Raw genomic sequence first — 19,603 nt, forward strand, 5'->3', positions numbered from 1 at the left:
GCATGACAACTCAGGAGTTCAAGGATATCGCAAAGGGCATGGGCGTCGATCTGGTCGGCGTTGCGCCGATCGACCGCTTCTCGCTCTTCTCGCCGGAGGCCCATCCCTGCGCCATACAGCCGCAGACTCGCTCCGTGGTCGTGCTTGGCTTCAGCATTCCGCGCGGTGCCTTGCAGGGCCTCGAGTCCGGAACGGCCGCCTACACGCTCGGTCTGGGGGTGCCCGGTTCCGTGGCTTTGGAGACCACCTACCAGCTGTGCCGCAAGATTGAGAACGAGGGCTGGGAGGCCACGCCGGTGTTCCAGCAGGCAGGGGACATGCGTCGGCAGGGAGTGGCAGTCGCCCCGGACAAGCCCGAACCCAACGTAATCCTGGAGTTTGACTACGCCGCCCATGCCGCAGGACTGGGTGAGGTCGGCCGAGGCAAGTGGCTGCTCACGCCGGACTTCGGCCCGCGGCAGATGCTCACGATCATCCTCACCGACTGGGAGCTTGAGCCCAACGCGCCCTTCGCCGGGAAGGTCTGCGACGAATGTGGAGCCTGCGCCAAGGCCTGCCCGGCCGGTGCCCTGGACTGCGGCAACGTCCACTGCGCACCTCTCAGCGAGGGCAAGGCATGTTGGTACACGCTGCGCATCGAGAATTGCCGCGTGTGCAAGACGGGAACCACTCGACTTCCCTACTCGACCGGCTCCGAGCCCTTCCGTCTGGGAGCAGCCTGCGGTCGAGCCTGCGTCGCGCACCTGGAAGATGGCGGCAAGCTCAATCGCAAGTTCGCTTCGCCCTTCCGATCGGCGAAAGAGGGAGCGTGATCTCCCATGCTGACGAAGGAAGCTCTGCGTGACTACGCCTACAACGTCGTGAACGTGGACAAGCTGGGTGTCGCCAACATCGAGCGCTTCAAGGACGCCCCGGCCGACATGGACCCGCGCAAGATCATGCCCAAGGCGCGCTCCGTGGTTGTCTACGTCAAGCGCATCCTGCGGGGAACCTTCCGTGGAGTGGATGAGGGCACACACTGGCCCTCCTACCATATCTTCAGCTACGCGGGCCTCAACCACATGCTCGGGGTCGCCAACTACAAGCTGGCGCGCTTCATCGAGCAGAACGGTTACGACGCCGCCTCTCTCTCCGGGCAGGCCAGTGATCGCGAGTTCGGGCAGCGCGGCACCGTGGTCATCCAGCATCGCATCGCCGCCACCCTTGCGGGCCTCGGTGAGATGGGCTGGTCAAAGGTCTTTATGACCCGCGAGTTCGGACCGCGGCAGCGGATCGGCATCCTGCTGACCGATGCTGAACTGGAGCCCGATCCCATCGAGACCGGAGTGCTATGCGACCGCTGCAAGCGCTGTGTTGCCGAGTGTCCGGCAGGGGCCATCAGTCGCGACAAGTCCGTCTCCATCGAGGTCGAGGGCCATCGCCTCGAGTGGAACGATCTGGACCTGGGCAAGTGCAAGCTCACGCACTTCGGCCTCAACAAGCGCAGTGGCCCCTTCTTCGCCAAGCGCTTCCCGGGAGTGCGCATGGCGATCGGGGAGCAGGAGGTCACCTGGCTTGAGGCCTGGGACCTGGGGCGGACGATGTTCCCGACCATGCCCGCCTTGCAGGCTCTCTCTGCGCATCCCGTCGCAGCCTGTGGCGCTCGTGGCTGCATCCTGGGTTGCGTTAAGCACGTGGAGAAGACCGGCGGCGTTGCCAACACTTTCAGGACCCGACCGGTCTTCAGCGAGGAGAAGCCCTGGCGTCTGGGCGAGGAGCCCACGCACCACTTCGCCGAGCACAAGGGGCTGGAGTACGATCCGGACGCCCCGGCCCCTGAAGAGCCAAAGGAAAGAGCCGACAAGGACTGGTATTGAGAAAGGGCGAAGCTACCCGGGCAGCCACTGGTTGGTTGCCCGGTTCCCTTTGTAGTCGCGGTTTCCGGAGCCCGACCCACTGCACAAGGAGAGACGGTAATGCTCGGACTGAGCCTCGCGCTGACGACGTTGTACCAGACGGGTCTGACGGACCTCCCGGCTGAGATCGCCTGTGAGGGCAAGTACACACACCACCTGCAGGGCATTGCCGGGAACGGTGTGGACACGATCTACTGGAGCTTCACCACGGTCCTGCTGAAGACCGACCTTGAGGGGAAGGTCCTGGCCCGTGCGGACGTCCCCACTCACCACGGTGACCTTTGCCTGGCCGGAGACAAGCTCTACGTAGCCTGGTCGAACAAGTTCAACCAGCCCGGCGCCGACTCGAAGGTCTACATCTACAAGGCCGACGACCTGTCCCTGCTGTCGATTGTGCCCGTGCCTGAGGTCAGCTTCGGCTCCGGCGGCATGGACTGCTGCGACGGCCACTTCTTCATCATCGGTGGCCTGCCCGAGGGTTACGAAGAGAACTACGTCTACGAGTACGACGGCGACCTGCGCTATCTGAAGACCCATGTGCTGCCCTCGGGCTATACCAAACTCGGCATCCAGACTGCCTGCTTCCATGGCGACTACTGGTGGTTCGGCTGCTACACGGTGGAGGGCAAGAAGGGCCTTCTGAAGGCCGACCGGAACCTGAAGCTCGTGGGCACCTACGACGTCTCTCCGGCCATCGGGCTCATCGGCTGGGGCAAGGACCGGTTCCTGATGTCGAAGCACTTCGGCGAGAAGTGGCAGGCGAAGGTCGTCCCGATGAAGCCCGATGACAAGCTTGGCCTCGTCGCTGCTCACTAACAGGCCCGGCAGTTGCCGCGATTCACCAAGCGAGGTAGCGACCGATGAAACCAGTAAAGCCGCAGCGCTTCTACATCACCGAATGGGCCGCCCAGGACCCTCGGTGTGTCGCACGCATGGAAGGCATGATGGCCGGCTTCGGAGTCCCGCTCGACCGCGTGCAGTTGCTTCGTGAGGAGGACCTCGAACAGACAGCCCGCGAGCGTGACTGGCTCGACCTCGACGTTCGCCAGGGCCGGTCCTTCTTCACCGGCGACCCTGATGTGGTCTTCAACAAGTTCCGCTGGCCCAGTGCCGAGGAGCGACAGGCGAAGCTGGCCGAACTCCCGGTGTTCCAAAGCAACCCCGGCCAGTTCTACACGCGCCAGTTCCTGCGCATGCTCTACGGGATCGAGGACTTCTACCACTACGAGGACGGCAAGGGCAAGCGCGACCGAGGGACCACCTGCTGGAGCCTGTATGACCTGCACTCGGCGCTTGGCTGCTTCCACAAGTGCGGGTACTGCCGTCGCGGTCGCGTCACCACCCTCGGACTGAATCTCGAGGAGTGGCTCGATCACGTCGATGAGCTCATGGACCGGAACCCCTGGCAGAAGGTCTTCCGGTATGATGTCGAGACCGACTGCCTGATCCTCGAGCCCGAGTACGGGGCCTGCCGGATGCTGGTCGAGCACTATGCGGCGCTGCCCGACAAGTACATCATCCTCTTCTCGAAGAGTGACAACGTCGACTTCCTGCTCGACCTCGACCACCGAGGCCACACCATCATGCTCTGGACGCTGGCGACTCCGACCGTCAGTCGGCGGATTGAGGTCGACACCGCAACCACCGAGCAACGCCTCGAGGCCGCACGAAAGTGCCAGAAGGCCGGGTACACCGTGCGGTTCAAGTTCAAGCCCATCATCCCCGTTGCGAACTGGCGCGAGGAAGCGACGGACATGCTGGAGAAGCTCTTCGAGGCCGTCACTCCGGACAACCTGAGCATGGAGATGCTGTTCTTCGACAACGTCGCGGAGTTCAAAGAGCTCTTTGACGAGGACCTCTTCGACCCCGAACTCGTGGCGATGTTGGAGGAGCATGAAGCCTCCGGACAGATGACCGACCGCGGGCATCCCTTCCCCTTCGAGTTCCGGGCCCAGGTGTACGAGCACTACGCCTCCGAGATCAGGCGGCTCTCACCGGAGACCCGGATGTCTCTGTGTGCAGAGACGCGCGAGATGTGGGATCGGCTGGGACCGGCTCTGGGTGCGACGCCGGACGCTTTCGCCTGCAACTGCGGGCCGGTGGCAGTCCCCGGCATCAGGCCCGAGCAACTCGCGACCACCGAGGAAGGCAAAGCCATCCTGCGCTAAGCCGACCCTCGCGACAGGTTCATACACAAAGAGAAGCGCCGGCCTGGACTCGAACCCAGACCGGCGCTGTCGTTACTCGTGCAGTAGGGCAGGGATGCCACCAGACTACTCGGTCGTCACCTTCTCGGGCGTCGCCACATCCCACGGGTCCTGGGTCAACCTGCGCAGTCCCGGAATCACCAGCGGCCCGCATCCGCACACATAATCGCTCCCGGTGAAGCCGAGTTTCGGTCCCAACTCCTCCCACATCTCTCCGGACTCCGTCGAGAGCGCCAACGGGACCTCTTTGTCATACTTGCGGACCTCGTCGATGACGAACTCGTAGATCGTCTTGCGCACGTGGTGGGGGAAGGGGCGCACCGACCGCGAGCCAAGCTCCTCGACCGCGTCCCGCGCAGCGTCCAGTGCCCAGGGGTCGATGAGGCTCGTGTCGGCAAGCCTCAGCAGCGTGTCGTAGTCCATCCAGGCCAGCGTGAAGAGGGTGAGGTTGTCCGGCCGAGTCTGCTCGAAAACCAGGCGCACCATCTCCGCCAGCTCTTCACGCCAGTTGACCACCGGCACGATCGGCTTGAACTTGAACCGCGCGGTGTAGCCCCAGGACGCCACCTTCGCAGCCGCTGCCACCCGCTCTTCCATCGTCCCGGTGCGGCCCTCCATGATCTCGCTCTGAGTGCGCCCGGTCAGGCTCCACGTGAGGATCGTGTGCCCGCGGTGATCGAGGTGCTCCAGGAAGTCCACGTTGGCGCTCTTGGTGTGAACCGTCAGGTACCGGTCGGGTGTGCTCGCGAAGTACTCCACCAGCATCTGCATGCCGCCGTACTCGGGCTCCAGGGCCAGCGCCTCGGCGTCGTCATCGTACAGCCAGCAGAGCTCCCAGGGGTTCTTCTCCACGAGTTCCTGGAGCTTCACTCGGTACTCCTTGAGATTGGCCGTCGCCGTCATGACGCCGGTGAAGGGGCAGTAGAAGCACTTGTGCGGGCAGTTGGCTCCGAGGTGCAGTCGCCAGGCCGGACGACAGACTCCACCGGGATTGCCGGGGCACAAGGAGGCGCGGCCCGGGTTGGCGTAGGAGAAGGCATCGTAGCCGAAGAGCCTGTGCAGAAGCCGAAGCGGCGCCTCCGGGAGGCGCTCCTTGATCTCCGCTTGCCGCTCCGGCCAGTTCCCGTCCCAGCAACTGCGCCCGACATACATGATCGGGTCTTCTGCCGGTGGTGGCATGCCCATGTGTACGTATCGTGCGCCCCAGTTCTCCGCTGTCGCAAGGTCGGGCACTTCCTCTTCCTTCACGACGTGCGTCGGCGTGCTCGCGGGCAGGGCCTTCCGCAGTCGCAGGAATACCTCCAGCATGTCCGGGTCCTCGAGCACGTCCCGCAAGACGTACAGATGCGGCGGTCGAAGATCGTACATCGTCAAACCTCCCGAGCGTAATGCTGCACGTCGGGCTCTTCCCCGTCTGGCCGAGATGTCCTTCCGGCAAGATCAGCTCACTCGGGTCTTCAGGGAGAGGGAGCGCCTTGCACGCCGCGAGGAAAGGGAGGAGGGCGAAGAGTGAGGGGCGAAGTCGGCGGTCTGGCCGAGACGACGACGGTTGAGACTTGGTCCCGTCACGCATCGCAGTCTGTCATGTATGCCGTCCTGCGGTCGGACGTGACCCCTGGAGAGCCCTGTGATCTATCTGATCCTGTCAGTGCTGTGCTACCTGGCCACGAGTGTGACGATGAAGCTGGCTGCCGTGCGTGGACTGGATGCGATCGAGGTCAACCTGTCCCTGCGCGTGTCGGGGACGATCCTGACGATTGTCCTGCTGCTGATCACCACCGCGAGCCTCACGCAGCCGCAACTGCCGCAGGCGACTGCCCTCGGCGTGTTCAGCGGCATCTGCACCTTCCTGTCCGGCTACTACTCACTCCGCGCTCTGGACTTCGGCCCCCTGAACACCACGTGGTCGGTCCTGCGTATGGCCACGGTGATCCCGGTCCTGGCCTCGATCCTCGTCTGGGGCGAGCTGCGGTCTGCCACTGAGCCCCACGAGATCGTCACGAAGCTGGCCGGCGTCGCCTGTCTCCTGGCAGCCCTGACTCTCCTGGGGCGTGGTCAGCATGAGTGACACACTGCTTCCGCCGCAGACCTCGGAGGAGGCTGCCGACTCCTTCGTGCAATGGCGCAAGACGGTCGCCGTCGCCTTCCTGGCCCAGGGCTTCGCCGGGGTTGCTCAGAAGACTCTCGCCTCCCTGGAGGGCGAGTACCGCCTCTACTTCCTCTGTGCCACCTACGTCGTCGCCGCGCTTCTCTCCTACATACTTTACCGGCAGCGGAAGGCTCGCGTGACGCTCCAGGGGATACTGCTGGGAACCCTGGCGGGCACCACCTGCGTCCTGAGCGTCTACTTCCTGCTGGCGGCGCTCAAACACACCGGCGGGGTCGTGGTCTTCTCTGTAGTCCCGGCGGCAGCCCTGACGCTGACGCTCCTCGCAGGGCGGATCGTCTTCAAGGAACGCCTCTCGCGTGAGCAGACCCTTGGCATGATCCTGGCCGTCGTGGGCATCGTCGTCGTGCAGCTCTAGCAGTTCTGGTCGTCTGCGCCTCAGCCGAATCCTCAGAAGGGGCCGCGACCGTGCTCCCGGTAGTAGGCGAACCCTTCGACGAGAGTCCGCAGATTCTCCCAGGGCACGCCGGGGGTGATGCTGCTTGAGGCCCCCAGCGCGAGCCCTGTTCGTGGACCATGCTCGACGAGCCAGGCCATCTCCGACTTCACCTCGGCAGGTGTGCCCAGAGGAAGTGTACGCGTCACGGAGACCCCGGCGATGATGAACAGGTCGTCGCCGTCTCGCGTCTTCAGTCGGCAGATCTGCTCGTAGTCCATCCCGTCCTCGTACTGGAACCCCTGGAAACCTCGCAGCCCCACCTCTATCAGACGCGGCACCATCTGGCTCAGGTTGCCGTCGCAATGCCACAGGAGCTTGACGTCCGTCGCCAGCAGCGGCTCCAGGCTCCGGGCGAAGTGCGGGAACCACAGCCGGTCCAGCCACTCGGTCCGCACCAGCGTTCCTCGTGAGTCCGCCATGTCGTGGTCGAGACGGTACAGTGGAGGCAGGTGCCCTTCATGGTAAGCGCGTGCCGCTGCACGGTTGTTTCGGACCGCGAGATCCGACTGCAACGAGAAGTGACGCTCGATCATCTCGGGGTAGAGAGCGAAGGCCATGAAGTAGGGCGCGTAGCCGTAGCGGCTGTAGGAGAAAGATGGGAAGGCCACGAACCCGTGACCGGTCTTGAGGAGGTTGGGCCCCAGGAGCTCCTGCGTCGCCGCCTCGCGGGCAAGGATCTCCTTGAAGCGTGCCTCCTCGTCGAAGCTCTGAGCGGCTGCCTGCAGTCGAGGAAACTCCACTTGCTCCAGGTGCTGAGCGACGGCCTCGGGCGAGTCGATCAGGATGCCGTCGCAGAGGGTCTCTTCTGCGCCCGTGGTCGCACCCTTTCGGGTGCCCTCGAAGCCGGCGCTGCCCATCGTGAGCGGGTTCTCGGGGATCCACTGATCGATGAAGCAGGTGCCAACCCGCTCCTGCATCCGGTGGTAGGTCGGGATCGGATCGCGCTGGTAGGTTCCCTCCGGAAGACCTGCCAGCCGGTCGATCATCCGCCACTCCATGGGGTTGATCAGCCACGTGGGGATCCCCTTCGTGGGCCTGCCGTGAACCGTATCGAGGGCAAGCTGCGCCTCTGCGCCCCATGCCGTCTGCATGATGCGAGTCCCTCCGGTGTGTGCCGGGGTGCCTGCGACTCCAAAGTCCTTCCCGCAACACGCACCTTCCAGTTCGCAGGGTGGCCGACCTTCTGCAGCCACACAAAGCGAACCGGCCGCCTCCGTGGAGATTCGGAGACGGCCGGGAGGGGTAACTGGGAGAGCTGCCGCGAGCTCCTTGTCAGGCGCGGAGGTTACTCTGTGACGCCCGGGATTGTGCGCTCGGCTTGACCAAGGTTGCAGCCCGCTTCGAGTAGCCGGTGCTGGAGCTCCACACGGTCCACCTTGCGCGGCGGGAGGTCATGCTTGAGCGACAGCACGGTCGCATGCCCCGCTGCCTCGCCCGTGGCGTTGCAGCACATGATCAGTCGCGTAGCCGACTGGCCCGGAAAGTCCGCCGACAGGCAACGCCCGGCTACGAGCAGGTTGTCCACCTTCTGCGGCACCAGGCAGCGGTAGGGAACGTCGTAGTGCGTCTTCTGACGCTCATCCTGCAGTTCCTCGCCCGTCCGGCCGAGGTAGTCACTCAGCGCCTCGGGACCACCCGGCGGGAAGGAGGAGGATCCATAGCCGTCCAGACCGGCGGTGATGTAGCGCGTCTCGCCGTCGATCTTGGTCTCGAACCACTTCTGGTTGCCCGGTCCCGTCGGGTTGTGCACATCAAAGCCGCGCCAGGTGACGGCGATCACGTCGTCAAACTTGGCCCGGCGTGCCACATCGAAGCCCGTCAGCACGTACTCACCGAGGACGCGTCGCGAATCGCGGACGCCAAGCAGCGGCGCCGTGTCGATCAGCCAGCACTTCTCGAAGCCCGGCACGTACTTGCGGATGAACTTCCACAGGATGTCGCACTGCTCGCGCCCCTCGAAGTACATGCGGGTCAGGTCGCGGTTCGACAGCGGGCGGCAGTTCCGCGAGTGAGCGAAGCAGATGCTGACCTCGTCCATGCCGCAATGCTGCGGGCGGCCGGGAACGTGGGTCATCCAGTTGAGGTGGTTGTCGATGGGGTAGGGGAGATCGCCGGCTTCAAGGCCTCCTTCGATGAGGGCCTCCCAGCGCGGGTCTTGGGCCTTGCACTCGCTCTTCTGATACCTGTCCCAGTCCACGCCGCCGAGGCGGAACTCCAGCGAGCAGCCCTGGGTGTAGCCGTCTGACTCGCGCCCGACCACGTAGTCACAACCTGCGTAGTAAGCCGCGTCCGCGTCCCCGGAGCAGTCGATCACGCGCCTCGCCAGAATCGCCTGGCGGCCCGACTTCGACTCCACCACCACGCCGCGGATGGCGCCCTGAGAGACGATGGCCTCCACCACGGTGGTGACGAACAGCACCTCGCAGCCGGCGCCTCGAACCATCCGATCCAGCACGAGCTTGTGCTTCTCGGGGTCACTGTTGCGGTGCCAGAGTCCGTCGACCGCCTCCAGCTCGCGGAACATCTCCTCGCCGATGCCCGACAGGTAGTCCAGGGGGATGTTCACGAGCCCCATGGTGGCCAGACCGCCGAGCCCGGAGGTCTGCTCGATCACCAGGGTCCTGCAGCCACCACGACCCGCTGCAATCGCGGCTCCCACGCCCGCAATGCCGCCACCAACGACCACGACGTCATACTCCGACTCGACTGGAAGCGTCTTCTGCGGCTCGATCAGACCATCCTGCGTCTCGCGGTATTCCAGCATGGCTGCTCTCCTTGTCGGACTGTGTACGCGGGGTCCTGGGTCAGGAGTCCTCGGTCTCGACCGCCTCGATGGCTTCCGAAGCGCAGTTGCGGTAGCACTTCCCACAGCCGGTACACTTGTCGGCGTCGATGTGGGCGCCGTCCTGGTCCTGCGTGATGGCCTGCACCGGGCACTCATGGAGGCACCAGCCGCATTTCGTGCAGCCTCGTATCACGGCGTAGATCCTGGCCATGTGCCTTACTCCCCTCAAGCCTCAGCGGGACGACTCGGCCGTCCTTCACCGAGGCGTTGCTTCAGGGCTTCTGTGAACTGGTCCGCGGCAGGCTCAGTCGGCGCCACCGACTGGCACGCCAGATGGCTTGTAGTCCCAGACACGGCCGTCCAGCAGTCGTCCTGCCCTCTTCTTGTGGAACCCACCCCACTGCTTGAAGAAGAAAGGCACGTTGGCTGCCAAGCATTGGTCGCGGATGTCGCGCACCCATTGTCCGTCCATTGCCCTAGCGCGGGGGCCTGACTCGCCCCCGACGATGATCCAGTTGATGCGACCCAGATCGAGGTTCGGCAACGGACCAAGAAGGGGCTCCAGAGAGGCAAACTTGACCCTCGCGGGCGTACGGCGCAGGTGGTCAAGGCGGAACCTGTAGTCACCGTTCTCAACACTGACGCCCATCCAGACGTTGTCTGGCCAGGGCAGACTGGGAGCCAACTCCAGTAGCCGCTCAGAGCGTTTGGTCAGGACCTGAAAACAGTGCCATCTGGCTGCGACCATGACGTCGAAAACCGCGTGGATGAACCCCTCGGGAACGCGGTCGTGGAACAGGTCACCCATGGAGTTGACGAATATCGTGCGTGGCCGTTTCCAGGATAGGGGGAGACTCAGGGTAGCCTCGTGTACATTCACCTCGAATCCGCGAACGTAGTTGGGTTGACCCATGGCCTTGAGACGGTGCGCCATCCGTTCGGCGTAGCAGTTGAGACAGCCGGGGCTGATCTTGCTGCACCCCGTAACCGGGTTCCAGGTCGCCTCGGTCCATTCAATGGTTGTGGCTGCCACTAGTCAGCACCCCTGTCGCGGTACTTCTTGAATATCTGTTCGACGATCTTGCTCCCCACGGCGTTTGGGGACGCGAAGAACAGGTAGTACAGGACCGCGTTCTTGCTGTTGCGCATCGGCAGTGGCTCTGGCACATAGCGAAACCCGGCCACGTCCCTGAGCCGCTTCCGGAAAGCGTCTGCCAGCGCGTCATTGCCGGTCTTGCCGGGCATGTCGTCAAAGAGCCTGCCCTGGGTCGTGTAGGCGGCATCCCGCCAGCTACCGTCGCCCCAGAACCTAGTCAGCCTCTCAGCCTGTTGGGGGTCGATGAGCTCGGGGTTCCTTCTGAGGACCCCTCTGTTTATGTCCATCACCATGAAGTTGAGGAATATCTCAACGCTTCGCATCTCACCGGCCGCCGACATCACCTGCCAGTCGAGATCGATGTTGTAGGGGTCTAGAAGGCAGAGAGCCCGTCTGTATCTGTTGTACGGGACTAGGGGGAACACCTTCTCGATGAGTATCTCGTTGCAGTCCCCTGAGTACGTTGTAACGTCGCGGTCCGTGCGGCCCCGCAGCGAGTCCTCCAGCATGTCAAGCTTGTCGCCATCCGCGTCGATCAGATGGTATTCGCAGAACGGCGGCGAGACGTTGAGGGCGTTCGTCGGCGAGCCAGGGATGAGTTGGCCGGTCGCCTTCGATATGTTTACACCCGGCCCAGCGAAGGCATCCACATAGAAGTGCTCGAGTGCTGGGTCTGTCTGGTTTGACATGATCGTTGAGTAAGCTGACGCATAGTCGCGAACGATTTCGAGTTTCAGCTCAGTCCAATAGCCTACCTGGTCGACGGGCGACATCTGCCTACCTCCGTCTTACTTACTATCCCAAGCGACTGATGTGTGTGGTGTTATGGCACGAAACACAGGAGTAGACCTATAGACTCGTCCATAATACCACGAAGGTAGTGCCCGTACCTACACGCGCTCTACGCCCTGGACCTTCACGCCGCCCGCCTCGACAACCGGGGGGAGGCCCCAGCGCCTCGCGTGACCAATACTCCCAGGTTCCCGCCCAAAGAGCCCGTCGCTCAAACTCAGTACGCGACCCGAGGTGCGTCTCATGCGAGCCCTGCGTCTTCCCTGCGCCCTATCACTGCTGGGGGTGTGTCTCATGTGCACAGCCGGCGCCGATACGCCACGCCTGTTGCTCATCGACGGTGCGAGTGGGATGACCCGGCAAGCTCTGCAAGCTCTCGGGGTGCCGCACACCCTCGCAAGCCCCGGCGACTACAGCAGCCGGGCGGTCTCCCTCTTCGACTATGAACTCGTCGTGTGGGGGATGGACAACGATCAGGCGGTGCTGAGCCGCTCCAGCGAGCGTGTCCAGGCCTTCGTGCGCTCCGGCGGGGTCTTCGTAGGGCTCCGCTGCGGCTCCGATATGTCCTGGCTGCCCTCGCCGGTGAAGCTGGACAAGGCCTACCAGCTTGGTGAGGTGCTGCGGCCGGAGCACCCGATCTTCTGCCAGCCGACGAGGTTCACGAAGTCCGACTTGATGGCGGTGCATGGCGGGAGCATCTACCGGGCCTTCTTCGATCCCGGTCCCGGCTGGGTACCCCTGGTCAGCACCGGCGCCGAGCAGAACTGGGACAAGTCCGAGCCGCTCAGCAAGGGGCCGCACTATGGCCTCCTGGAGTTGGCCTACGGCAAAGGACGCATCCTCCTGTGCCAGATGATCCCCGACTACGGTCTCATCAACGATGACAAGGGCCGACCCGGGCCATCGAGCCGATTCCTCGCCAACCTGCTGGCCTATGCGACCTCGGTGGCTCCTGACTGGCCTGCTCCGAAGCCGCGGGTCCTCCCGGCGAGCTTCCACACCAATCTGGGTGACTTGCTGCGTGACGGCGGTGCCATGGGCACGCTACGCATGAGTGACGCAGCCTGGCAAGTGACCAGCCAGGGCCCCTACACCTGCAAGACCGACCGCCGTGGCGTCATGACGATGTCCCATGCCGACTGTCCGGCGGCTGCCGGGTCCTTCCTGCAGATGCAGCGGACGATCGCTATGCCGTCGGGGCATGTCTGGTTGCGGTTCTACAACTCCGATGACTACTGCGGCGGCAACGATCCGACCATGGTCGGCGATAAGCGCGTCTCCAGCCGCGAGAACAAGCTCGCCGGAGTGCGCTACAAGCAGGTGCTCGTCAACGGTCAGGTGGTCTGGGAGGAGGACGCCCTGGGGCTGAACGCGGTGCCGGCGTCGCGTCGTTTCCAGCTCGTCGACGTCAGCAAGGCCGCCGGGCAGAGCGGCAAGATGACCGTGACCTTCCGCGTCGAGGACCGCAAGGCTACTGCCGAGGATCAGCCCTTCGCAACAGACGTGTACTGGGCTGGCCTCGATATCCTGCCGGGGGTCGCTGAAACGCCCGTGGCAGAGGGCCGGACCGACGCCCAGGTGACCTTCACAGGAGCCGCCGGCTCCTACGCGGTACTGGTGCGTGCTCTCGACGAGCACACCGGCCGAGGCGCTCTGCAAGTCACCGTCGACGGCAAGCCTCTGTCTTCGGCACAGTTGAGCGCCGATGATTACGACTGGTACTGGATCGACTTTGGCCAGGTCGACCTCAAGCCGGGAGCAACGGTCAGCGTCAAGGCGACGCCCGATGCCGGTGAGGCCTGCACGATGCAGTCCCTTGCCCTGGTCCCAGCCGGACTACTGGCGACGACTCAGGCCAAGGCTGCAGCGTCCACCGGGTCACCGCTTTACGAGCCCGCTCAGCCTGTAGCGCACGCCACCTTCCCTGTCCTCCTCTGCGGACCGGAAGCCTACAAGCCACGGGGTGAGGTCCTTAGCGGCGGTGTGCCCTTCGCCTATGGTGCAGTCAAGTCCGAACAGAACCTGCGCCTCCTCAATGACCAAGACCGCGAAGTCCCGCTGCAGACTCGAGCCCTGGCGAAGTGGCCCGACGGCTCCCTCAAGTGGGTCCTGTTCACCTTCCCGACCGCACCGGGACAGCTTCGCTGCGAGTATGGAACGCAGGTGAGTCGCGGACCCGTGGCGGGGCTCACCCTCACCCAGGACGAGGGTAGCATCTCGATCAACACCGGCCCGCTGCAGGCGGTCGTGAGCAAGACCGGCGGCCAGCTCTGTGAGAGTCTCTCGCTGAACGGGAAACCGGTGAAGACGCCAGCAACCGCCTGGCCCCTGGAGCTGAAGGTGGGGGACAAGGTCTACTCCTCGGCGGGCGAGACCGTGAGCCGCTGCGAGTTGGTTGAGGCCGGACCCCTGCGAGCAGTGATTCGTCGCGTAGGTCGCCTGCGCAGCACCGACGGCAGCACGCTGCTGGAGTATGACCTGACCCAGCAGTTCGACGCCAAGAGCACCGAAGTCCGCTTCCAGCCGGTCCTGACCCACAAGGAGAGCGACGCCGAGGTGAAGCTCAACCGGGTCTCGCTCTCCTTCCCGGTCCCCACCGAGGCTGGTGCAGCGACGGCCACCTGGGTCAACACCGAGGGTAAGTGGCTCCAGGGAACCGAGGCCCGCATCGACCAGCGGGACGACGAGAACGCCACGATCTGGATCGCCGACGGCTCGGCGACCGGCCGGACGCTGCCGGGCAAGCGCGAGAACGGTTTCCTGCGTCGGAGCTGTGGCGGCATGACGGTGGACTTCATCCCACGTTGGTTCTGGCAGATGGCGCCGCGAAGTGTGCAGGCCGACCAGTCCGGCCTGCAGGTGGCGATGGTCAACGCCGACTCCTTCGTACTGCATCAGGGCGAGGCGCTATGGAATGACTTTGCCCTGCGCTTCTCCAGCGACAGCGGTGCTCCGCAGACGGCCGACTTCGAGGCCCTGGCGTCACCCGCGACGGTGCTGGCCGAGCCCTCCTACCTGGCCTCCACTCTCGCCCTGGGTGAATTCGGGCCTGCCAGTCCGGCAGTCTTCCCTGAATACGAGCAGAGCGTCGAGAGCGTCTACAAGCAGTACCTGGCGAAGCGTGACAAACGCCGCGAGTATGGTCTTGAGAACTTCGGCGACGATACCTTCGAGTGGGGCTATGGCCCTGTCTATACCTTCTGGTCCAACCAGGAGTACGACCATCACTACGGGATGCTGCTGCAGTTCGCCCGCAGCGGCGACTACCGCTGGTGGGAGATCGGTGACCAGGGAGCGCGGCACTACCGGGACGTCGACTGCTACCACTGGGCGCCCGGTCGTGAGCAACTCCTCGGCGCCCCGCACCATCACAACGCCCAGCACTTCGTCGATCAGGGCTGGGTGGCCGATCACACTGTTGCCGGCGCCTCGAACGGCCACTCCTGGGTCGAGGGTCTCATCGCCTACTACTTCCTGACCGGCGATCCTCGCGCTCGTGAGACCTACGAGCAGATGGGCAACTGGTACTGCTGGACGGTCGAGAACAACCAGTATGGTGCGGGCGGTCAGGAGCGAGGTCCCGGCTGGACGCTCATCGCGCTCTCGGCCCTATACAACGCAACCTACGACGCGAAGTACTACAAAGCGGGCAGTCAGGTGCTCGATTGGCTCCGCTCGGTCCAGGACCCGGTGCGTGGCGTCATCTCCATCCCGATCTCCGAGCAGCCTTCCTATGAGGGCGGGACCTCCTTCATGCATGGCATCGTCGCTCGCGGCGCTGGGCGTTGGTATGAGGCAACCGGTGATGTGCGCGGCAGAGAGGCAGCGCTGGGCATCGCCGACTGGCTCACCACCGAGGCCATGGGGCCACCGGCGCAGTTCTACTACAAGCAAGCGCCGCGGATCAAAGGCACCTACTCCGCCCGGGAGTGGCAGTGTCTGACGGCGCTGAGCTATGCTGCCAAGTATGGCGACCCACGGTGGTTCGGGCCTCTGGTCGAGGAGCTCTACACCAGTGGCGGCGCAGCGACCCGGAGCATCGCCTGGGCTCCGCAGTCCCTTGCACACCTTTTGCCCGTGTTCACGCCTCTGCGAGCTCGCCTTCTGACGTCGAGCCTTGTTCTCTCGCCGACCGAGCCGGGAGAAGTCAGGGTGAGTGTCACCAACACCACCGGCGAGCCGGTGACGGTGACGACAAAGGTGCTCTCCACGCCGGCAGGCATCAGCGTTCCTCCGCCGCAGCCCCTCCTCCTCGAACCGGGAGTCCAGAAGGAGTTGGTCGCAAGGGCGACGCTGAAGGACCTCGCGCAGTCGGCTGGTGAGGTCCGCCTCGAGATCACCGCGGGGCAGATGACCCGGGCGTACACCCTTCCCATCAAGGCGGTCGCGAAGCTGGTGCGCCTCAACCTCGGCGCGGACCAGGCCCGACTGAAGGCCCCCTTCACCTTGCTGCAAGAGAAGCCGCCTTGCGGAGCCGTGCTGCGCGACGCCGCCTTCACGGGCAACCCGCGCCAACCGGGAGAGAAGATAGGCTGGATGGAGTGGGAGGTCGAGGTCCCGGTCGCAGGCACTTACTATCTGGCTGCTGATTGCTGGTGGCTCGACGAGAAGGGGAACTCGCTGTTCCTGCAAGTGGATGACGGTCCGGAGGCCACCTTTGGCAACGACTCGGACCTGGGACGTTGGCACGTGGTCGATGCTCCGGCGCCCTTGGAGCTGACCGCAGGCACGCACACCCTTCGCCTGATCAACCGCGAAGAGGGCGGCAAGATCCGCCGCCTGATGCTGACGAACGTGCAGTAAGGCGCTTCGGCCAACACCCCCGGGGCCTGCTGCTACCCTCTCCTCAGCTTGACAGGCCCCGGGAGGCCACCTATACTTCCTCTTGCTCGCGGTTCGCCCCTGTCGTCAGGGGCGTCGCAAGAGGGAAGCCGGTGTGAGTCCGGCACTGCCCCGCAGCGGTATTGGGAAACGACAGCCGTCATTGAGCACTGTCCCGATTGGGATGGGAAGCGACGGCCAGTAGGCTGGACCAAGCCATACGGTCCGCGTCCCTGAGTCCGAAGACCTGCCGAGAGCTTGCGCCTTAGGGCGCGATGACGACTGCGGCCTCGTGGGAGGCTGTGGAAGGGCTTCTCGGCGTCCGTGTCGACTCCGCAGGACACCGCTTTCCCCTTACGCATCTCTCCTCCACGACCGGCCGCTATCTCGCTCGAGGGGAGCGAGGTCGCGGAAGCGTCTTCGGCCGGTTCTGCTGTTCCGAAGCCGCGTCTCCAGGCGCACCTCTGCCTCCCTCCGAGTCCATCTCCCGGGAGGAGTCAGCCATGGTGTCCAGCACCCACGAAGCCCAGACCCGCTCCACCGCACACTTCACCCACCTGCAGAAGCGCGACGGTCGCATCGTGCCCTTCGACCTGAGCAAGATCGCCCGTGCCATCGGCCGGGCCGGGCAGGCCACCGGCGAGTTCGCTGAGGACACCGGTCAGCACCTCGCCTTGCGTGTCCTGGCTCTAGCGCAGACCGCGCTGCCATCCCAGACCCCGACCGTGGAGCAGATCCAGGATCTGGTCGAGGAGACGCTGCTCACCTCCCCCTTTCGCAAGACCGCCAAGGCCTACATCCTCTACCGCGACCAGCACGCGCGGATCCGCGAGATGGTGCACCAGGCCGATCTGGAGATGGTCGACCACTACCTGGAGCGGTTGGACTGGAAGGTGAAGGAGAACAGCAACATGGGCTACTCCCTCCAGGGGCTGAACAACTACGTTGCCAGCCAGGTCACCGAGATTTACTGGCTCAACAAGATCTACTCCCCGGAGGTCCGCGAGGCGCACCTGGAGGGTGACTTGCACCTGCACGACCTGGGCCTGCTCTCCGTGTACTGCGTGGGGTGGGACCTGCAGGATCTGCTGCGTTCCGGGTTCCGTGGCGCTCCGGGTAAGGCGGAAAGTCGACCCGCACGTCACTTCCGCTCGGCCCTGGGGCAGATCGTCAACTACCTCTACACCCTGCAAGGCGAGGCGGCCGGCGCACAGGCCTTCTCCAGCTTCGACACGCTGCTGAGCCCCTTCATCCGCTATGATGGGCTGAGTCCCCGCGAGGTCAAGCAGGCCCTTCAGGAGTTCATCTTCAACCTCAACGTGCCCACGCGCGTCGGGTTCCAGACGCCCTTCACCAACGTAACCCTTGACCTGCAGCCGCCCACGACGCTTGCCGACCAGCCCGTACTCCTCGGTGGGGAGCCACAGTCGCAGACCTATGGCGACTTCGCCGAGGAGATGACCGTCTTCAACCGCGCCCTCCTGGAGGTGCTGGCCGAAGGCGATGCGCGGGGACGTGTCTTCACCTTCCCCATCCCCACCTACAATATCGCCGCCGATTTTGACTGGGAAGCACCAGGCATCGAGCGGCTCTGGGAAGTCACGGCGCGCTACGGGATTCCCTACTTCGCCAACTTCGTGAACTCCGACTTGTCTCCCGAGGACGCCCGCTCGATGTGCTGCCGACTGCGTCTCGACGTCCGCACTCTCCAGCGGCGGGGCGGGGGGTTGTTCGGTGCCAATCCGCTGACCGGCTCCGTCGGTGTCGTCACCCTCAACATGCCTCGTCTGGGTTACCTTGCCACCGATGAGGGCGACTTCCTGCGGCGTCTTGACCGCCTCATGCAGATCGCCTGCACCAGTCTCGAGACGAAGCGCAAGGTCCTTGAGCACTTCACGGAGGAGGGCCTGTACCCGTACACGCGTTACTACCTGCGCGACGTGTATGCGCGCTTCGGTAGCTTCTGGCACAACCACTTCTCTACCATCGGGCTTGTGGGGGTGAATGAGGCGTGCCGGAACCTGCTGCACACCGATGTGGGAACTCCGGAGGGGCAAGCCTTTGCCGTGCGCATCCTTACTCGCATGCGCGATCGTCTGGCTGCCTTTCAGGAGGAGACCGGGCACCTCTTCAACCTCGAGGCCACGCCCGCAGAGGGTACCAGCTACCGTCTGGCCCGGCTGGATGCGCAGCGCCTCCCGGGGATCCTCAGTGCCTGTGACGAGGGTGACGGCAGTGCTGAGCCCTTCTACACCAACTCGACTCAGCTTCCGGTCAACTACACCACCGACGTGTTTGAGGCCCTCGACCTACAGGATGAGCTGCAGACGCTCTACACCGGAGGCACCGTGCAGCACATCTTCCTGGGCGAGGCTGTGCCGGATCCCGGCGCGGTCAAGAGTTTCGTGCGCAAGGTCTGCGAGAACTACCGGCTCCCCTACTTCACGGTCACGCCGACCTTCTCCATCTGTCCGACCCATGGCTATCTGAGCGGCGAGGAGCCCAGGTGCCCGCAGTGCGGCGCAGAGACAGAGGTCTACTCCCGCGTCGTGGGATACCTGCGCCCGGTCTCGCAGTGGAATGCAGGCAAGCAGGCGGAGTTCGCCCGGCGCAGCACCTTCCGCATCGAGGCAGCGCAGTGAAGATCGGCGGCTACGAGCCCTGTAGTCTCTGCGACTACCCCGGCAAGGTAGCCGCGGCCGTGTTCATGCAAGGGTGCAACTTCCGCTGCCCCTTCTGCCACAACGCGCAGCTTCTGCCCCTGGACGCCCCGGCGGACAGGCTCCTGTCAGTGGAGGCTGTGCTGGAGCGGCTGCGTCGTGCGGGACGGAGACTTGATGCGGTCGTGGTCAGCGGCGGTGAACCGACGCTGCATGACGACTTGCCCGAGTTCCTCGCTGAGCTGCGCGGGTTGGGGCTGGAGGTGAAACTGGACACCAACGGGAGTCATCCCGGGATGCTGGCTCGCCTCTTGCGGGACGGGTTGGTGGACTTCGTTGCCATGGACCTCAAGGCACCGTGGGACAAGTACGACTTGCTGACCGGCGTGGCTGCACCCACCGAGGCGCTTCGGGAGAGTGTGGCGCTACTCGGCCGTAGCACCGTCGCTCACCAGTTCCGCACCACTTTCGTGACCGACCTACTGACCGAAGAGGATCTGCGGGACATACGTCGGCAGCTTCCCCCTGGTTCGGAGTACAAGGTACAGCCCTTCCTTCGGAGCATGGCTCTCGATCCGCAACTGAGAAGACCCTGAGTGCCGGCGGACCTGCGTCTTCGAGGAGCATTGTCCGCTTTTGTCAGGAGGTGTATATATAGCACTCGAAGACTGTGAAGCCGGGCTGCGACGAGAGCAAAGGGATCGCCTGAGTGCCTGGGCCCCGCCGCGAGACGAGACTGTG

At 64.4% G+C, this 19,603-nt stretch carries 15 protein-coding genes and 1 riboswitch; of the genes, 9 read left to right on the plus strand and 6 right to left on the minus strand.

Going from position 1 to position 19,603, the window contains the following annotated elements; genetic code table 11:
* From ABFE16_10155 to ABFE16_10170, 4 genes are all read left to right on the plus strand, one after another.
* Positions 1-812, plus strand: an 812-nt coding sequence (locus ABFE16_10155; protein ID MEN6345663.1) for a hypothetical protein, incomplete at its 5' end; no start/stop codon positions are given.
* 6 nt (positions 813-818) lie between these two features.
* Positions 819-1,856, plus strand: a complete 1,038-nt coding sequence (locus ABFE16_10160; protein MEN6345664.1) for a hypothetical protein — start codon at positions 819-821, stop codon at positions 1,854-1,856.
* Positions 1,857-1,955: 99 nt separating this feature from the next.
* On the plus strand, positions 1,956-2,711 hold the full coding sequence (locus ABFE16_10165; GenBank protein MEN6345665.1) for a hypothetical protein: 756 nt from the start codon (positions 1,956-1,958) through the stop codon (positions 2,709-2,711).
* A gap of 44 nt (positions 2,712-2,755) precedes the next feature.
* Positions 2,756-4,063 carry a spore photoproduct lyase family protein gene (locus tag ABFE16_10170; protein ID MEN6345666.1) on the plus strand — a complete coding sequence of 436 codons (1,308 nt, stop codon included), beginning with the start codon at positions 2,756-2,758 and terminating at the stop codon, positions 4,061-4,063.
* A gap of 105 nt (positions 4,064-4,168) precedes the next feature.
* Here the strand turns inward: ABFE16_10170 and ABFE16_10175 are convergent, their stop codons facing one another.
* Positions 4,169-5,470 carry a spore photoproduct lyase family protein gene (locus tag ABFE16_10175; protein ID MEN6345667.1) on the minus strand — a complete coding sequence of 434 codons (1,302 nt, stop codon included), beginning with the start codon at positions 5,468-5,470 and terminating at the stop codon, positions 4,169-4,171.
* A 259-nt stretch (positions 5,471-5,729) separates the two neighbouring features.
* Between ABFE16_10175 and ABFE16_10180 the strand changes: the two genes are divergently transcribed.
* On the plus strand, positions 5,730-6,170 hold the full coding sequence (locus ABFE16_10180; protein MEN6345668.1) for a hypothetical protein: 441 nt from the start codon (positions 5,730-5,732) through the stop codon (positions 6,168-6,170).
* Positions 6,163-6,627: an EamA family transporter gene (locus ABFE16_10185; GenBank protein ID MEN6345669.1), complete on the plus strand. Its 465-nt coding sequence runs from the start codon at positions 6,163-6,165 to the stop codon at positions 6,625-6,627. The genes ABFE16_10180 and ABFE16_10185 overlap by 8 nt, the downstream gene beginning before the upstream one ends.
* A 32-nt stretch (positions 6,628-6,659) precedes the next feature.
* Here ABFE16_10185 and ABFE16_10190 read toward each other — a convergent pair whose 3' ends face one another.
* The 5 genes from ABFE16_10190 to ABFE16_10210 all read right to left on the minus strand — a co-directional run bounded on the left by ABFE16_10190 (position 6,660) and on the right by ABFE16_10210 (position 11,362).
* Positions 6,660-7,799 carry a hypothetical protein gene (locus ABFE16_10190; GenBank protein ID MEN6345670.1) on the minus strand — a complete coding sequence of 380 codons (1,140 nt, stop codon included), beginning with the start codon at positions 7,797-7,799 and terminating at the stop codon, positions 6,660-6,662.
* A 194-nt stretch (positions 7,800-7,993) separates the two neighbouring features.
* Positions 7,994-9,472 (minus strand): FAD-dependent oxidoreductase, encoded by a 1,479-nt coding sequence (locus tag ABFE16_10195; protein ID MEN6345671.1) that lies wholly within the window; start codon positions 9,470-9,472, stop codon positions 7,994-7,996.
* 40 nt (positions 9,473-9,512) lie between these two features.
* Entirely contained in the window at positions 9,513-9,704 is a 192-nt protein-coding gene (locus ABFE16_10200) for a 4Fe-4S dicluster domain-containing protein (GenBank protein ID MEN6345672.1), read from the minus strand.
* 93 nt (positions 9,705-9,797) lie between these two features.
* On the minus strand, positions 9,798-10,526 hold the full coding sequence (locus ABFE16_10205) for a phage Gp37/Gp68 family protein (protein MEN6345673.1): 729 nt from the start codon (positions 10,524-10,526) through the stop codon (positions 9,798-9,800).
* On the minus strand, positions 10,526-11,362 hold the full coding sequence (locus ABFE16_10210; protein MEN6345674.1) for a three-Cys-motif partner protein TcmP: 837 nt from the start codon (positions 11,360-11,362) through the stop codon (positions 10,526-10,528). Before ABFE16_10210 ends, ABFE16_10205 begins: the two co-directional genes overlap by 1 nt.
* A 313-nt stretch (positions 11,363-11,675) precedes the next feature.
* Between ABFE16_10210 and ABFE16_10215 the strand changes: the two genes are divergently transcribed.
* The 3 genes from ABFE16_10215 to ABFE16_10225 all read left to right on the plus strand — a co-directional run bounded on the left by ABFE16_10215 (position 11,676) and on the right by ABFE16_10225 (position 19,458).
* The gene (locus tag ABFE16_10215) at positions 11,676-16,184 is read left to right on the plus strand and encodes a hypothetical protein (protein ID MEN6345675.1); all 4,509 of its coding nucleotides are present in this window, start codon (positions 11,676-11,678) and stop codon (positions 16,182-16,184) included.
* A gap of 72 nt (positions 16,185-16,256) precedes the next feature.
* Positions 16,257-16,472, plus strand: a riboswitch (cobalamin riboswitch).
* Between the two features lie 233 nt (positions 16,473-16,705).
* Positions 16,706-18,844, plus strand: coding sequence for a ribonucleoside triphosphate reductase (locus ABFE16_10220; GenBank protein ID MEN6345676.1), 2,139 nt, complete (start codon positions 16,706-16,708; stop codon positions 18,842-18,844).
* Complete coding sequence (locus ABFE16_10225; GenBank protein ID MEN6345677.1) at positions 18,841-19,458, plus strand: anaerobic ribonucleoside-triphosphate reductase activating protein; 618 nt, start codon at positions 18,841-18,843, stop codon at positions 19,456-19,458. The genes ABFE16_10220 and ABFE16_10225 overlap by 4 nt, the downstream gene beginning before the upstream one ends.
* The last annotated feature ends 145 nt before the right edge of the window (positions 19,459-19,603 follow it).

The sequence above is a fragment of the Armatimonadia bacterium genome, from assembly GCA_039679385.1.
Classification (GTDB): domain Bacteria; phylum Armatimonadota; class Zipacnadia; order Zipacnadales; family JABUFB01; genus JAJFTQ01.

Bases quoted from the DNA above. Each gene is read 5' to 3' on its own strand.
- ABFE16_10160 (MEN6345664.1), top strand. From the start codon at position 819: ATGCTGACGAAGGAAGCTCTGCGTGACTACGCCTACAACGTCGTGAAC.
- ABFE16_10165 (MEN6345665.1), top strand. From the start codon at position 1,956: ATGCTCGGACTGAGCCTCGCGCTGACGACGTTGTACCAGACGGGTCTG.
- ABFE16_10170 (MEN6345666.1), top strand. From the start codon at position 2,756: ATGAAACCAGTAAAGCCGCAGCGCTTCTACATCACCGAATGGGCCGCC.
- ABFE16_10175 (MEN6345667.1), bottom strand. From the start codon at position 5,470: ATGTACGATCTTCGACCGCCGCATCTGTACGTCTTGCGGGACGTGCTC.
- ABFE16_10185 (MEN6345669.1), top strand. From the start codon at position 6,163: ATGAGTGACACACTGCTTCCGCCGCAGACCTCGGAGGAGGCTGCCGAC.
- ABFE16_10190 (MEN6345670.1), bottom strand. From the start codon at position 7,799: ATGCAGACGGCATGGGGCGCAGAGGCGCAGCTTGCCCTCGATACGGTT.
- ABFE16_10195 (MEN6345671.1), bottom strand. From the start codon at position 9,472: ATGCTGGAATACCGCGAGACGCAGGATGGTCTGATCGAGCCGCAGAAG.
- ABFE16_10200 (MEN6345672.1), bottom strand. From the start codon at position 9,704: ATGGCCAGGATCTACGCCGTGATACGAGGCTGCACGAAATGCGGCTGG.
- ABFE16_10210 (MEN6345674.1), bottom strand. From the start codon at position 11,362: ATGTCGCCCGTCGACCAGGTAGGCTATTGGACTGAGCTGAAACTCGAA.
- ABFE16_10215 (MEN6345675.1), top strand. From the start codon at position 11,676: ATGTGCACAGCCGGCGCCGATACGCCACGCCTGTTGCTCATCGACGGT.
- ABFE16_10220 (MEN6345676.1), top strand. From the start codon at position 16,706: ATGGTGTCCAGCACCCACGAAGCCCAGACCCGCTCCACCGCACACTTC.